Origin of the sequence: Bifidobacterium erythrocebi, from assembly GCF_012932675.1 — a bacterium.
Classification (GTDB): domain Bacteria; phylum Actinomycetota; class Actinomycetes; order Actinomycetales; family Bifidobacteriaceae; genus Bifidobacterium; species Bifidobacterium erythrocebi.
In genome coordinates, this window is sequence record NZ_JAAIIF010000018.1 from 90,373 (window position 1) to 105,504 (window position 15,132).

At 60.2% G+C, this 15,132-nt stretch carries 13 protein-coding genes and 1 tRNA gene; 8 read left to right on the plus strand and 6 right to left on the minus strand.

The window, feature by feature from the left end:
• Positions 1-169: 169 nt before the first annotated feature.
• The 3 genes from G1C98_RS08680 to G1C98_RS08690 all read left to right on the plus strand — a co-directional run bounded on the left by G1C98_RS08680 (position 170) and on the right by G1C98_RS08690 (position 3,169).
• Positions 170-829 carry a hypothetical protein gene (locus tag G1C98_RS08680; protein WP_169080815.1) on the plus strand — a complete coding sequence of 220 codons (660 nt, stop codon included), beginning with the start codon at positions 170-172 and terminating at the stop codon, positions 827-829.
• Positions 830-1,222: 393 nt separating this feature from the next.
• A tRNA-Leu gene (locus G1C98_RS08685) sits at positions 1,223-1,305 on the plus strand.
• 460 nt (positions 1,306-1,765) lie between these two features.
• Positions 1,766-3,169, plus strand: a complete 1,404-nt coding sequence (locus G1C98_RS08690; RefSeq protein ID WP_240944993.1) for an ATP-binding protein — start codon at positions 1,766-1,768, stop codon at positions 3,167-3,169.
• A 161-nt stretch (positions 3,170-3,330) separates the two neighbouring features.
• Here G1C98_RS08690 and G1C98_RS08695 read toward each other — a convergent pair whose 3' ends face one another.
• Together G1C98_RS08695 and G1C98_RS08700 are read right to left on the minus strand one after the other, a co-directional pair.
• Positions 3,331-3,789, minus strand: coding sequence for an Hsp20/alpha crystallin family protein (locus G1C98_RS08695; RefSeq protein WP_169080816.1), 459 nt, complete (start codon positions 3,787-3,789; stop codon positions 3,331-3,333).
• A 399-nt stretch (positions 3,790-4,188) separates the two neighbouring features.
• Positions 4,189-4,512, minus strand: coding sequence for a winged helix-turn-helix transcriptional regulator (locus tag G1C98_RS08700; RefSeq protein WP_169080817.1), 324 nt, complete (start codon positions 4,510-4,512; stop codon positions 4,189-4,191).
• A 178-nt stretch (positions 4,513-4,690) separates the two neighbouring features.
• Between G1C98_RS08700 and G1C98_RS08705 the strand changes: the two genes are divergently transcribed.
• The 3 genes from G1C98_RS08705 to G1C98_RS08715 all read left to right on the plus strand — a co-directional run bounded on the left by G1C98_RS08705 (position 4,691) and on the right by G1C98_RS08715 (position 7,823).
• Positions 4,691-5,320, plus strand: a complete 630-nt coding sequence (locus G1C98_RS08705; protein WP_169080818.1) for an NAD(P)-dependent oxidoreductase — start codon at positions 4,691-4,693, stop codon at positions 5,318-5,320.
• A 540-nt stretch (positions 5,321-5,860) separates the two neighbouring features.
• Complete coding sequence (locus G1C98_RS08710; protein WP_240944994.1) at positions 5,861-6,931, plus strand: macro domain-containing protein; 1,071 nt, start codon at positions 5,861-5,863, stop codon at positions 6,929-6,931.
• Complete coding sequence (locus G1C98_RS08715; RefSeq protein ID WP_169080819.1) at positions 6,924-7,823, plus strand: SIR2 family NAD-dependent protein deacylase; 900 nt, start codon at positions 6,924-6,926, stop codon at positions 7,821-7,823. The genes G1C98_RS08710 and G1C98_RS08715 overlap by 8 nt, the downstream gene beginning before the upstream one ends.
• Before the next feature lie 285 nt (positions 7,824-8,108).
• Here G1C98_RS08715 and G1C98_RS08720 read toward each other — a convergent pair whose 3' ends face one another.
• The 4 genes from G1C98_RS08720 to G1C98_RS08735 form a co-directional block, all read right to left on the minus strand.
• Positions 8,109-8,414, minus strand: coding sequence for a hypothetical protein (locus tag G1C98_RS08720; protein WP_169080820.1), 306 nt, complete (start codon positions 8,412-8,414; stop codon positions 8,109-8,111).
• 268 nt (positions 8,415-8,682) lie between these two features.
• Complete coding sequence (locus G1C98_RS08725; RefSeq protein ID WP_169080908.1) at positions 8,683-9,612, minus strand: DMT family transporter; 930 nt, start codon at positions 9,610-9,612, stop codon at positions 8,683-8,685.
• Positions 9,613-9,834: 222 nt separating this feature from the next.
• Positions 9,835-10,896 (minus strand): alpha/beta fold hydrolase, encoded by a 1,062-nt coding sequence (locus tag G1C98_RS08730; protein ID WP_169080821.1) that lies wholly within the window; start codon positions 10,894-10,896, stop codon positions 9,835-9,837.
• A gap of 151 nt (positions 10,897-11,047) precedes the next feature.
• On the minus strand, positions 11,048-13,603 hold the full coding sequence (locus G1C98_RS08735) for a S9 family peptidase (RefSeq protein ID WP_169080822.1): 2,556 nt from the start codon (positions 13,601-13,603) through the stop codon (positions 11,048-11,050).
• Between the two features lie 267 nt (positions 13,604-13,870).
• Here G1C98_RS08735 and G1C98_RS08740 point away from each other — a divergent pair, with 267 nt between their 5' ends.
• Both G1C98_RS08740 and G1C98_RS08745 read left to right on the plus strand, forming a co-directional pair.
• Positions 13,871-14,572 (plus strand): FhaA domain-containing protein, encoded by a 702-nt coding sequence (locus tag G1C98_RS08740; protein WP_169080823.1) that lies wholly within the window; start codon positions 13,871-13,873, stop codon positions 14,570-14,572.
• Positions 14,573-14,596: 24 nt separating this feature from the next.
• Positions 14,597-15,130, plus strand: coding sequence for an FHA domain-containing protein FhaB/FipA (locus G1C98_RS08745; protein ID WP_169080824.1), 534 nt, complete (start codon positions 14,597-14,599; stop codon positions 15,128-15,130).
• Positions 15,131-15,132 lie beyond the last annotated feature (2 nt).

Below are 15,132 nucleotides of genomic sequence, written 5' to 3' on the forward strand. Positions count from 1 at the left end.
GCATCGGAAAGACAATCACAAGCCGTCGCACTTCGTCACGATCCGCCTTGTACCGACACGCACTACACGCACACCAACATATGTTGCTTGAGACAACATGTTTTTGGGCAGCAATCGCAAATCTTCACTAAAATGTTGGGCAAGCATTCAGCCTCAATCAAGGGAGATTATGATGGCTGCATTTCCCCAAACCCAGCAACCCGAACCCAGCAAACGCAGAAGGCTCACCTGGAAAGCGATTGCTTGCATAGCGCTGGCTGCGATCTGTGCGATCTGCGTCTGCCTATATTGCGCGTTTCCCAGCATGTTTCACGATATGTTCCACGGCAGCGCCCACCCCGGCAGCCCATCAGCAACGCAGTCCTCTTCACAGGCCAATCCACAGGCCAATCCACAGGCCAATCCACAGACCAATCCACAAACCAAAGCCAATTTCAGCTCCTCCGACATCGCCAAACTCAACAAAGCGGCGAGCAGTATGGATGGCAATCCCATAAGCCTTGGCGAAGCGCACCCAGGCTATACCGTCGGCTCGGATGGCGCGCTCAACGTACAATCCACCCGCAACGTCGAGGAGCTGCACAACAGCGGCACATACCAGCTGACGGTATTCTGCCTAGGCAAAGGGAGCCTCAGCATTGCTTTTTCCATCGGCGCGAAGACCAGACAGCAAACTATGCAATGTCTGACGGGATCCGCCAACCAGACATCGGTGAACCTCGACGCGGACGCAGCAGATACCGACACAGTGAACAGCACGACGATCATCACCCCGGCGGCCTCGTCGAAATGCCTCATCGCATACCGATTGGATTATCTGGGCGTATAGCCGCTGCATCCTACTCCACCCGCCCACACCGTTTGTCCGATTCTGGAGAATCGGACATCCACGCCCTATATCCAGCACCCTATGTGTCCGATTCGCCCGAATCAGTCATCAGAGATATCCGCAGCACGACCTGGTCGCCCTTTTCTCCCGAATCGGTCAACGAAGATACGTTTCGCAAGATTTGGATGTCGTTTTCACCAGAATCGGACATCCCAAGCACTCGTACGTACCCGCAGATGTCCTTTTCGGGTGAATCGGACATCCCAAGCACCGCATGCACCCTTTGGATGTCCGATTCGGGAGAAACGGACAGTCGGTATTGCCGAATCCGGCAATTGCGCGACACGCCGATTTGGCTATTCGACAATCGCGGTGTAAATTAGTCGATTGTCTGCGAGCGTGGCGGAATGGTAGACGCGCTGTCTTCAGGTGGCAGTGAGTGTATGCTCGTGGGGGTTCAACTCCCCCCGCTCGCACGAAAAAGAAAACCGGAGCCTTCGGGTTCCGGTTTTTTCGTATCCAGCCATCGTTGTGCAAATCACGCGTCCTCCTCCACATCCAAACCCTGTGACCGATTCGGGAGAAACGGTCACCCACTGCACCCATGCATCACCGTGCATGGCATTTTCACCAGAATCGGACAGCCAGCGCACTCACGCGCCACCGCGCATGACCGATTCGGGAGAAACGGACATCCACAGACGCGAGCGCCACCCCCGGATGGCATATTCACCCGAATCGGACATCCGAGGGACAGCACAGCAAGCGAGCAGGAAGTGGGGAAACCTGCCAGATGCCCAAAAACCGGTCGGCACCGGCACATCCCATCATCACGAATACGGCAAAGCGTTACAGAAAACGTGACAGAAAACGTGACAAGAGGTAGGGTTTTTATATCGAAAAACGTTACGAAAAACGTGACAGAAAACATGACACTTGCTTACAAGCCTGATATCAAGCGCAAAAGAAGAGGTAGCGATGTTCGCACGAAAAGCATGGCGACGATTGGAAGCTTGGCGCAGCAACCCGCAGCACAAAGCCCTGATGATCACCGGCGCACGTCAAATCGGCAAAACAACACTCGTACGGGAATTCGCCAAACAGTATTACGACTCCTTCGTTGAGCTGAACTTTCTGGAAGACCGCGCGGCCGCGACAGTATTCGAGAACGCGCTCGATGCGAACACCATCATCGCCAACCTCACCGCATATTCGCGCACAACGTTGGTACCGAATCACACGTTGGTGCTGCTTGATGAAATCCAGGAATGTCCAGCCGCACGAACCGCCGTCAAGTTCCTTGTAGAGGATGGTCGCTTCGACTACATCGAAACGGGATCGCTACTTGGCGTGCGAACCAAGGAAGTAGCCTCGTATCCCGTAGGCTTCGAAGAACCCCTGCGCATGTTCCCCATGGATTTCGAAGAATTCTGCCTGGCCAACGGCGTACAGGAATCGACCATCGATGCCCTGCGAGCACACTTCGAACAACGCAAGCCGGTCAGCGAAGCAGTGCACGAGACAATGATGCGACTGTTCCGCCTGTACACCGTGGTCGGAGGCATGCCGGACGTTGTGCAACGCTATGTGTCAACCCATGACATCGCCCAAGTCATCGACGCACAGACCAGCCTGCTGTCCCTATACAGGCTGGATATCGCCAAGTATTCCGAAAACAGGGACAAAGCCAAGATTCATGCCATTTTCGACGCGATCCCATCCCAGTTGGACGACAAGAACCGCAGGTTCGTCTTGGCCGATTTGAACAAGAATGCGCGACAGAACCGGTACGCGAGCAGTTTTCTATGGCTTGCCGATGCGGGAGTCGCCCTGCCGTGCACCAACGTCACCGCCCCTTTGCCACCATTGGAGAACAACGGCAATCGCAGTCTGTCCAAACTGTTCATGAACGACACCGGGCTGCTTTGCACCGCTTCGATGGATAACATCCAATTCGATCTGCTGAATGGCAATTTGTCGGTGAACCTAGGCTCGATCACGGAAAATGTGGTGGCTCAGGAACTGTTGGCGCACGGCTTCGCATTGCATTACTTCATCACCTCACGCATTGGCAAAGTGGATTTCGTGGTGCAGGACGGTTCAACCGTGATTCCCATCGAAGTGAAGTCCGGCAACGATTGGAAACGGCACAAGGCGCTGGATAATCTGCTGAATGTCAAAGATTGGGGATTAGACACCAGCTACGTGCTTTGCAAAGGCAATGTCGAGCAGGATGGGGCGATCACTTATCTTCCGCTGTATATGACCATGTTTCTCAAACCCACGCCGTTGCCAGCCAATTTCACATATACGGTGGATTTGTCGGCGCTGAAGGCATAAAGACCAGCAAAGACTGTGAACACGCAGGAATCCTACCCCCACGCACGCTCACAAACGCAAAAGGGCACGCGGAATTACCACGTGCCCTTCAAAGGTCAATGAAACGACTGGCAGTCAATCTGGCAGTCGGTTAACAGTCGGCCTGGCAATCAGTCCAACAATCAGCCCTCAATGGCGATGCGATGCTTCGTCTCGACCTGCTGCTGAGCCTGCGGCTTCGGCAGTTCGAGGCACAGCGTGCCGTCCTTGTAGCTGGCGTGGATATCGGAGTCCTTCATATCCTCGCCGACGTAGAAGCTACGAGAGCAGGAGCCGACATAGCGTTCGCGGCGCAGCCACTTGCCGCTCTCATCCTTGTCATCGTGCGCGCTGTCGCGATGCGCGGACACCGTCAGATAGCCGTTCTGCAGCTCCAGGGAGATGTCATCCTTCTTGAAGCCAGGCATATCGATGTCGACGGTGTAGCCCTTATCGGATTCACGCACGTCGGTGCTCATCATGCCCATCGACATGTTCGATTCGCGGGCGCCATTCTCCATGTTGCGCCAACCCTCGAAGAACGGATCGTCGAACAGATCAGAGAACATCGTGTCATTCATCAAAGCCGGAAACATTGCCATAATCGGTACTCCTTCATGTTGGAGTCGATGCGGCTTGGCAGCCGGTCGTGCAGTACCATCGCGGCGTCACCATCCGATGACACCGGCGGCCGGGTTCGTTGCCGTATCCGGAACCCTCCCGGGCTCCTGATCTTGACCTTTCACTTCCACCAACTATTCCGAGCGTCTGTCATTCCGGGATTTTACCCAGAGTGAACAAGCGGGATGGGCAGGCGATGGCGCAATGAGGTAACGCTACGAGACAGCGCCATGTTGCGACCCCCACTTGCGCCAGATGTCCGATTCACCAGAATCGGACATCCACGGTGCCGTATCGCATGGCTGGTTGTCCGATTCGGCCGAATCGGACAACAAAATAGGGTGAGGTAGAGGGGAATGGGCGAAATGGGCGGCCGACCGCTAGGCGGCGTGCTCGGCCTTGTACTGCGTGCCCCAATCCTTCATCGCCTCGATGATCGGCTGCAGCGTCCGACCGGTTTCCGTCAGCGAGTACTCCACGCGCGGCGGCACCTCCGGGTACACCTCGCGATGTACTAACCCGTCGCGTTCCATCTGACGCAGGTTCGCCGTCAGCACCTTCTGCGACACATTGCCGACCGAACGACGCAGCTCGCTGAACCGCATGGTCCCGTTCAGCAGGTCACGCAGGATCAGCACCTTCCACTTATCGGAGATCATCAGCAGCGTCGTCTCCACAGGACACGCCGGTAACTCACGTTCCATCAGAACAATCACTCCTTCACCAATCGCAATAAAATCAATAAAAGTTCCCTTTTGGTAACTATAGCACTTTATTGTGCCTTCTTCCGTTTTGGTCGGTATGGAAATAATGTTCATAGCAACAGCGGGAACCACGGAAATCCGCCCGCCGAAACAGCAACAACCTACGAAAGGAACAAACATGAAGATCGCAGTAGTGGCAGCCAACGGCAAGGAAGGCCAGCTCGTCGTCAAGGAAGCCGTCAAGCGCGGCCATGACGTGACCGCCGTGGTGCGCGGCGAGAACAAGTCCGAAGCTCAGCACGCCATCATCAAGGACATCTTCGACCTGACCGCAGCCGACCTCGCCGGCTTCGACGTGGTCGTGGACGCGTTCGGCGTGTGGGCACCGGAAGACCAGCCGCAGCACTCCACCTCCCTCAAGACCCTGTGCGACGCACTGTCCGGCACCGACACCCGCCTGATCGTGGTCGGCGGTGCAGGCAGCCTGTACGTCGACGCCGAGCACAAGACCCAGGTCAAGGACCTGCCGACCTTCCCGGAGGCGTTCATCCCGCTGGCCAACGGCATGGGCAAGTCGCTGGAGGAGCTGCGCGAGCGTTCCGACGTGAAGTGGACCTACATCAGCCCGGCCGCCGATTTCCAGGCCGAAGGCGCACGCACCGGCTCCTACGAGCTGGCCGGCGAAGAGTTCACCGCCAACGCCGAGGGCCAGAGCTTCATCAGCTACGCCGACTTCGCCATCGCCGTGGTGGACGAGGCCGAATCCGCCAAGCACGTCGGCGAGCGCATCTCCGTGTACACCAAGTGAGATCGGCGGCGCATGCCGCGGCGGCGTGCGTGCTGAATCTCGCGCCCTAAATCTCGATATTCAATGTCCGATTCGGGAGAAACGGACATCCAGGCCTTGCGGGACGTACCCCAGTTGTCCGATTCGGGAGAAACGGTCACACGTGGTGCCCTGCCGCTATCCCGGATGTCCAATTCGCCCGAATCGGACATCCCTTGTTAGTACAAAGAACAGCGCGTGGCATTTTCACCAGAAACGGACATCCGGGGTATGCAGACCCGCCCACGCTTGTCCGATTCACCAGAAACGGACATCCGCGGGGTCAGTTTGCATGTCTGGGTGTCCGATTCGGGAGAAACGGACATCCAGCGTACTGATAAGCCACCGTGGGTGGCATTTTCACCAGAATCGGACATCCGTGGGGTCGACTCGCGTGCCTGCATGTCCGATTCGGGAGAAATGGACATGTAGGGTACTTACACGTGCTTGCGTTTGTCCGATTCGGCCGAATCGGACATGTGGGACGTGTGGGGCGCACGTGGGCGGAATATGACTATGGGTATGAACGGGAAGGAAAGCATGATGGATCAGCGGCAACGTCGCATCTGGCTTATCGGGCAGCTGCTCAAGGAGTATCAGGAGTACCGGGACACCGACGAGGCAGATCTGCCGGTTCCGCGCAACGACGAGGAGCGGCGCTTGCTGTTGCGCGCGTTGCAGAACGTCCGTCTGCCCGCACCGGTCAGCGAACGGTTCCTGCGCGTGCAGGACGAGTATCTAGGCGCGGAGCTTGCGCAACGTACCATCACCGATGCGAACGATATTCCCCCGGTCGAAACCGTTACGACTGAATCTGTCACGACCGAGTCTGCCACGCCCGAAACCGTCGCGCCAGCAAGCGCCGGCACCACCAGCAGCACACAGCCCATCCAAAACACCCAGTCCCCACAATCCCCACAAGCCACACAATCCCCACAATCCCCACAATCCCACGCAACGCTCGCCATCTGGCAGGGCGACATCACCACCCTGCGCTGCGATGCGATCGTCAATGCGGCGAACAGCGGGCTTACCGGCTGCTATGCGCCGAACCATCATTGCATCGACAATGCGATCCACAGCGCCGCCGGCGTGCAGTTGCGTCTCGCATGCGCGCGGATCATGGAACAGCAGGGGCATCCGGAGCCGGTCGGCCGTGCCAAGATCACGCCGGGATTCAATCTGCCGGCACGTTACGTGCTGCACACGGTCGGCCCGATGATCCCCAGCGGCGATCCGACGCCGGACGAACAGGAACAGCTGGCGGACTGTTACCGTTCCTGCCTGCGACTGGCCGCCGACCACGGCCTCGAAACCGTTGCGTTCTGCGCGATCTCCACCGGCGAATTCCGCTTCCCCGCCGAGCTGGCGGCACGCATCGCCGTGCGCACGGTCCGTGATTTTCTTGCGCGGCAGCTTGCGCAACAAGAAGCCGCACAACCGCAGCCAACGTCAACCATCGGCACTGCGCCCACCCCAACCGCATCAACCGCCAACCATCGCCCCGCCAACACCATCAGGAAGGTGATCTTCGATGTCTTCTCCGACCGCGACCGCCAGATTTACGAGCGCGTATTCGCCGACCATGACTGACAGCGAGCATGCCGCCGCGATCGAACGCCTCGCACAGGCGTGGCGCGAAGCGGATTGCGTACTCATCGGCGCCGGATCAGGCCTGTCCACGTCGGCCGGCTACACGTATTCCGGCGAGCGCTTCGACCGCCTGTTCTCCGATTTCAAGGAGCGGTACGGCATCACCGACATGTATTCGGGTGGTTTCTACCCTTTCGACACGCTTGAGGAATACTGGGCATGGTGGAGTCGCGCGATCTACTGCAACCGGTACGCCCCCATGCCCAAGCCCGTGCACAGGCTGTTGCTGGGCATGCTCGACGGATCCGTCCGCGCACGTGGCGGCGAAACGGCCGGCAGTGCGAAGGATTATTTCGTACTGACCACCAATGTCGACCACTGTTTTCAGCGCGCCGGTTTCGACAAAGCACGACTGTTCTACACGCAGGGTGATTACGGCCTGTGGCAGTGCTCGCTGCCTTGCGCGCAGGTCACTTATGACAACGAGCAGGCTGTGCGTGCGATGGTCGAGGAACAGTCGGATATGCGTGTGCCGAGCGAGCTGGTGCCGCATTGCCCGCGCTGTGGACGTCCGATGATGCCGAATCTGCGCGTGGACGGTTCGTTCGTGGAGGATGATGGTTGGCATGCGGCGGCGAAACGGTACCACAATTTTCTCGTACGGCACGAGAAGTCCCGCATTCTGCTGCTGGAACTCGGTGTGGGCGGGAATACGCCGGGCATTATCAAGTATCCGTTCTGGCAGCTCGCGAACGCCAACCCGCAGGCCACGTACGCTTGCCTGAATCTGGGCGAGGCCGCGGCGCCGCCGCAGATTCACAGTCGTTCCATCTGCATCAACGCGGATATCGGGCAGACGCTGACTGAGCTGGCCAGGGCGCTGCGGCGGTAGACGACGGAAGGCGGGCGCGCTGCAATCCCCCTCTCTGAAAAAGACGCTGGGTCCGCCATTTCGTCCGTCAGACCGTCGTGCCCCTTGGCACGTAGCATGTTCGCCACCCCGTATCGTTGGTTCCAGCAACGCGCTATAGTATCCGCTTTCACGTTGGCCACGCCCCGAATAACGGAAAGAATCGAGCACTCGTCCAGCTTGTGGCCGACTCCATAGCGGATTCCTTATATCCCACACGAGTAGACGAGTCCGGCAAGCTTGCCGCAGAACGGGCAGGATGCAAGATTATATGTTTTCGCCATCAATGTCCTCGTTCTCAGCACTATCCGTAGAGTCCTCCTCATCGTCGTCCAGCCGGTCGGAAATCTTCTCACACAGCCAAATGCAGAAAAGGGCACCCAATGCGACCGCGATTATGACGATGTTCCACCGTTCGTCCAGCCAACCCATGTCACACAATATGGCCGGAACCAGCTGGACCACCCAAATGAGGACGAAAACACATCCAACGATATCTAATATCTTTATCGCCGTTTCTTTTTTCCTTTTGGAACCATCCTCTGGCCCATACGGTTCCTGTGCGTGCTTCACACCGCCCCCTTTGGCTCACTGATGTTTTAGTCTTCGCAGTTCCGGTACTCTTCCGCCGTAAGTCTATCAGCCATCCGACTTCTTCCTCGTCCATCTCCGCACCCCTCGGATGGCATTTTCACCAGAATCGGACACCCAGAGTGTCTCTGCACACCCTCACATGACCGATTCGGGAGAAACGGTCATCCAACGAGCTCACCACGCACCACGGTTGTCCGATTCGGGAGAATCGGACATCTGGAGTGGGCAAAAAGAACCGACCCGGCGTTCAGCGCACCAGGAACACCATTGCGATGATCAGCGCGAAGCCCACCAGATCGGCCGGGCCGAACACCACTCCGGTGAACAGCACTGCGGTCAGCGTCGCCGTCACCGGTTCGATCGTGCCGAGCATGGTCGCACGGATCGAGCCGATGCGCATCACGCCGGCCATGAACAGCGCGTACGCGCCGAATGTTCCCAACACTACGGTGAACAGCAGCATCGAAACGCTTGCCACGTCGAATTTCGGCAGATGCGCCCATGGCTGCACGAACGGGCACAGCAGCACGCCGGAAATCAGGAACATGATGCCGTTGGTCACGAAGTTGCCCCATTTGGCGATCATTGCGGTGGGCAGGATCGACAAGGCCGATGTGGCGATGGCGTTCGCCGCGCCCCATGCCAGTCCTTGCGGGGGCAGCGCGAGCGTCGAGAGGTTGCCGCCGGTGGCGATGAGCACGGTGCCGATGAAGGCGAGCGCCACGCCGATCGCCTCGCGTTTGCGGGGCATGCGATGGCTCATGATGCACACCCAGGCGAGCACTACCAGCAGGTTCAGGCTTTGCAGGATGGTTGCGGTGCCGGAGTTCGTCCAGTTGATGGACTGCAGGTATGAGACCTGTCCGATGAGCACGCAGCAGAGTGCCAGCATGAGGTATTTCGGGTAGGAGCGTACGTCTTTTGCCGCGCCGGCCAGTTTGATCGGGCTCATGATGCCGCCGACTGCGAGGAAGAGCAGTCCGGCGAAGAATTCGCGTACGCAGGCCAGCCATAGCGGTTCGACGCCGTAGTTGTTCATCAGCAGTTTCGATATTGTGGCGTTGCACCCCCACATGGCACCGCCGATCAGTACCAGCGTCATGCCGGCCAGTATGGATCTGGCGTCGCTGCTGAACGAGATGATGCGCGATGTTCCTGTCTTCTTCGTTCTCCTCATCACAGAGCCAAGTATGGCACCGGGTCGGTCAGCGACGCGCGGGACTTGCTGGCGGATGGCGACGGTATGCGGGGTGACACGCGAGACGCTACGTGAGGCGCATCGTGAAACGTTATGTGAAACACAGTGCGGAAGCATCGTGAAACAATGCGTGAAACATGCGCACGCATACCGCAAGCCACAACCGGTCAGACCGCGGCAAGCAGCCAAAACCACCGACCGCTACAGGCTGGCCGTCGGCATCTCCAGAAAATCGAAGATCCTGCTTACGTACGGGCCGAGTATTGCGTTCGGCATGGAGAAGATCTCATGCAGCGAATCGTCGTACCGCACTTTCTCGATATGGCTTCCGCCGCCGCGCACACGTTCCGTGAACCGGTCCTGCGCCTCGTTGAGCACCCACACGTCGCGTCCGGATTGGAACAGCAGGATCGGCGTCTCGATGCCGGCGCACGCGTTCGGAGCAAGCACGGCGCGGCTGAGCTTCAACGCCTGACGAACCCACTGGAACGCGGGCTTGTACGTCTGATAGTCCACGTTGCCGCAGCGCAGCTGATGGAAGTATCGTTCGCGGGCCTCGCTGGCACCGGGGTTATCGTTCAGGTCGAGCGGAGCATCCGGGTCGAAGTCCTTCTTGCCGAACACCGTTCTGCGGCCGAGCCCCAAGCCGCACAGCAACCCAACCAGCGGACGCGCCAGCCACAACGGCATGCCCGTCTGCGGCGCGATCATCGGCGAGGAAAGCACGGCCCTGTCGAACAATGCGGGATGCTGTTCGAGCACCGCCGCACCGATGCCGCCGCCCATCGAGTGACAGTACAGGTACAGCGGCTGACCGGCAGCATACTGCTGCCCTATGGTTTCGGCGAATCCGGCAAGATCGGCGACGTATCTGCGCCAATCGTCGATCCACACGCGGCATCGGTCGCTCGTATCGCGTGCGGACGCGCCGTGACCGCGATGGTCGATCGCACACACCGAATAGCCGGCGAGCAGGAAGTACCAGACCATCTCGTCGTATTTCTCGGCGAATTCGGTGAACCCATGGCTCAGCACGATGCAGCCGCGGAAGCTTGCCGTGGCATCCTGATTGTTCTCCGCGTCGAACTTGGAGGCGTCGTAGGCCATATAGTGCAGGGTTCCGCCGAGCGGGGTGAGACCGGCCTCGCGTTCCGCCTGCGTGGGGTCGAAACGCCCCTCGGTCAGGCAGGCGGCGAGCGCCGGTTTGACGACGTTCGCCATGGTTTCGGCGTAGTCGTTCTCCTTGAGCAGAGTCACTTCCATGGTCGTCTCCAATCAGTTCCGCAGGTCGGCGCGCGGCAATCGGCACGGCAATCGGCGCACAAGAGCCGGTGCACGCACGCCGACACCTATATAGACACATAGACGAGTCGGCACGTTCGCGGCCGACCTGCAGTCAAGCGGTCAGTCCGTATCAGTCCGCGAGCGCCTTGCGCAGGAAGTCGCGTTGCAGCACCAGCAGGTTCTCCGCCACCGTCTCGTCGTTGGTCATATGCGTGATGCCGGTGAGCGGCAGGAACGTGTGCTCGCGACCGGCGGCCATCAGCGCCTGGCTCAATCGCAGGCTGTGCGCGATGGTGACGTTGTCGTCCGCGAAGCCGTGGATGAGCATGAGCGGTCGGGTGAGGTTCGGCGCGTCCGCGATGATGGAGTTGCGTTCGTAGACCTCGGGGTCGAGGCCCAGATAGCGCTCGGTGTAGTGGGTGTCGTACAGCGTCCAATCGGTGGGCGGTGCGCCGGCGCATGCGGCGTGGAACACGTCGGGCGCGTCGAGCACGGCGAGTGCGGAGAGGAAACCGCCGAAGCTCCAGCCGATGATCGCGACCTTGGACAGGTCGGGCTTGGGGCCGTCGGCCCAGTCCAGCAGCGGCAGTGCTTTGACCGCTTCGATCTGGTCGGCGAGCGAAACGCCCTTCATGTCCTCGAACATGGCGCGGTCCCACTTGGGGCCTCGGCCGGTGGTGCCGCGACCGTCCGCGGTCAATACGATATAGCCCTGATCGGCCCACCATTGCGCGTCCAGGTAGAAGGAGGAGCGGAACACGACCTGCTGGAAGCCGGGGCCGCCGTAGGGCTTGACCAGGACGGGCAGAGTGGTGGCGTGTGCGTAGGGGCTGGTTTCGCTTGGCATGGTGATGGCGGCGAGCAGGTGATGTTCGCCGGGCAGGGTGGCGAAGCTGGTGTTGGGCAGGAAGCCTGGGTCGGCGGCGTTGTTGGCGATCGCCGCAGCCACGTCACGCGTCCCCTGCGTATTCTGCGCTCCCTGTACCCCCTGCGTGTCCGATTCGGCCGAATCGGACATCCGCGCCTGTTCCGCACCCGTCTGGTTGTCCGATTCTGGTGAATCGGTCACGTGGATGGTGTTGGAGGATGCGTGGGTGTCCTTTTCGGGTGAATCGGACATGGGGGCGGGAAGGTGGGCCACGTGAATCATGGTGGCCGCGTTTGTTCCCATCATGCCGCCGCTCACCACTTCGCCGCGCAGTCCGCGCGATGCGGCCCACACGCCGGGCTCTCCCACCATCGGCCGCACTTCGCCGCTGTAGTCGATGCTCACCACGTCGTGGCAGCGGGCATCATGCAGTTGGGCCGTGTCCTGCCATGCCTGCGGCACATCTGGCGCGAGTTCGGGATCTCGCTGCACCACGCACAACACGTCGTCGTCGGTCACGTCCAATACGGCTCGCACGTTCCAGCCGACCGGGGTGAAGGCCTTGCCGTCCACGGTCAGGCGATTGGTGTTCGCCTCCATATCGTTCAGCGCGCAGACGAGTCGTCCGTCGCTGGTGAGTGCGGGAAGACCGTCGATGATGTCGATCCACTGGTCGTTCGCATGGCTTTCCAGCACGTAGGTCGCACCGTTCTCGTCCACGGCGAGCACCTGGTCGCGGTTCTGACGCCTGTTCTGCACGAGCAGCAGCGGGCAATGACCGTCCTGCCAGACCACTCGCGCCACGTATTCGTATGCTTCGTGGTCCCATTCGATCTCGTGGAAGGCGACGATGGAGTGACGACCCTGGTCGTCGAAATCGAGGTGCAGCAGGTCGAGGTGCACGTCGGCGTTGGCGGTCAACGCGCGCGGGTAGCGGCGGCCTGATGCGGGGTTGCCCGGGTTGGCCGGATCGCTGATGTACCACATCGGCTCGGGCGCGGTGTCGAAGGATTCGACGATGATGCCGTGCGAATCGGGACTCCACCAGAAGCCGTCGTACCGGTCCATTTCCTCGCCGGCCACGAATTCGGCAAGGCCGACCTTCCAGGTGTTGGCGACCTCGTGCGTGCCGCCGGCTGCGACATCGTCGAGTCCGTCGCCGGATTCGGTGTCCGATTCGGCCGAATCGGACATTTCGTCGTCATCGTCCGCTTCGACGCTGGCGGTCAGCAGCGTGGCGTTGCCGTCTGTCTCTCCGGCTTCGGCGTCGTCCCATGGCTGGATGCTCACCAGTTGCAGACGCTCCCCCGTGGTGTACAGCACGTGTTCGCCATCCGGGCTGATGCGCGGATTCAATACGGGTGCCGTGCCGGCCTGGGCGCTCAGCTTTCCCGCGCACAGTTCGCGCACCGTGGCGTCGCCGCCCTCGGCCACCGCATCCAGTTCGGCCAGGAACAGACGGCCGTTCAGGGTGAACACCACGCGCGACCCCGCCTCATCGGCCGAATATCCGACGATTCCCGAACCGCCTTCACGCGCACGCTCCCTGCGGGCGCGTTCCTCGGCGGGCACGTCCTCGCTGTCCGCGCCGGCACCCAGCAACACGCGCGGATCGGCGACAAGCGTCTCATGATGCTCGCCGTCGGCGCTGAACCAGCTCATCCACAGGCTGGTCACGGTGTCTTCCGGGCCGTCCGAGCGCAGGAACAGCGCACGCGTACCGTCGCCGACCACCTGTGCGGAACGCGGGGCTCCGCAGGTGAAACGCAGGGTGCGGGCCTTCAAACGGGGGTATTCGTCAATCGCTTGCTCATTCATAGTTCCCACCTTACCCACCACGCCCCTCCGGCAGTATCAAATGCGTCAACTCGCAAGCCCAAAACGGCTGTTTTCCAACGATTTCCGACGCCAGCGCCGCAGTGAACCGGTTCCCCGTAGCATCCTTCGATGGCATTGCCCGGGCATCGGCGCCGCCACCCCGTCAAACCGCAATGCAGGCGAAAATAATCACAATTCCTCAACGTATTGATTAGCACCTGTTGCACCCATTGCGTACACTGGTGAGGGATATAGAAAGGGATGACTATGAGCGTTCTCGACCGTTTTGAGAAAAGCGTGGAAGGCGCAGTGAATGGAGTGTTCTCGAAGTTCGGCTCCAAAGACCTGCAACCTGTGGACCTGTCCAGCGCGCTGGAACGTGAGATTGACAACGAGGCCATGCCCGTGGGTCGCGACCGTACCGTCGCCCCGAATGAGTACCGCTTCAAGCTGAGCACACCCGATTTCGATCATATCGAGCAGTGGGGCAGCGAGACGCTCGCCGATGAGCTCGCCGACAACCTCACCAATTACGCACGCAGCCAGCATTACGCATTCGTTGGGCCTGTCGTGGTGATTTTCGAGGAGGATCTCGATCTGGCCAAGGGAAGCTTCAAGCTCACCGCCGCTTCCGTGCAGGGCAATGCCGTGCCGGTCACGACCGAGGAGCAGAGCCAGGATTGCCCGCTGCTGGAGATCAACGGCAGCCAGTACCTGCTGACCAAGGAGAAGACCGTGCTGGGGCGTGGCTCCGGCTGCGACATTGTCATCGACGACCCGGGCATCTCCCGCAAGCACCTGGAGATCGATATCACGCCCAACGGCGTCATTGCCCGCGATCTGGGCTCCACCAACGGAACATACGTCGAAGGCCATCAGGTTCCCGCAGCCACGCTGCTGGATGGCAACACCATCACCATCGGCCGCACCCGCATCCTCTACTGGGCTTCGTCCCAGGAACAGGAGTGATGCCGCCGGCGTCAAGGCCCTAGTATGACTGAACTTACGTTTGCGCTGCTGAAATACGGTTTTCTGATCCTGTTATGGGTGTTCGCATGGCTTGCCGTGCGTTCCCTGCGCAAGGACATCGAATCGTTCAGCCCGCGCCCATCCCGCTCCCGTCAGCGCAGGAAGCGCCGCGCGCACCAGGCGTCCGGTGCCCACGCGGCCAATGCCGTGGTGGAACCGCAGCAGCCGAGCGCCCCTGCGCCGCGCCGTACGGCACAGGACGGAAGCCCGACCCTGCTGGTGATCATCGACGGACCGCTGGCCGGTTCCTCCATCCCGCTGACCGGCGACGCCATCACCATGGGGCGTTCCGCTTCGAACACCGTGGTGTTGGATGATGAATTCGTTTCCTCGCATCACGCCCGCGTCTACCGTGACCCGGCTTCCGGGCAATGGGCCATCGAGGATCTCGGCTCGACCAACGGCACCATCGTCAACGACCAGCGTCTTGTCGTCCCGACGATTCTTCCGCCGCGTATGCCGGTGCGCATCGGTGCGACGACCTTCGAGCTGAGGTGATA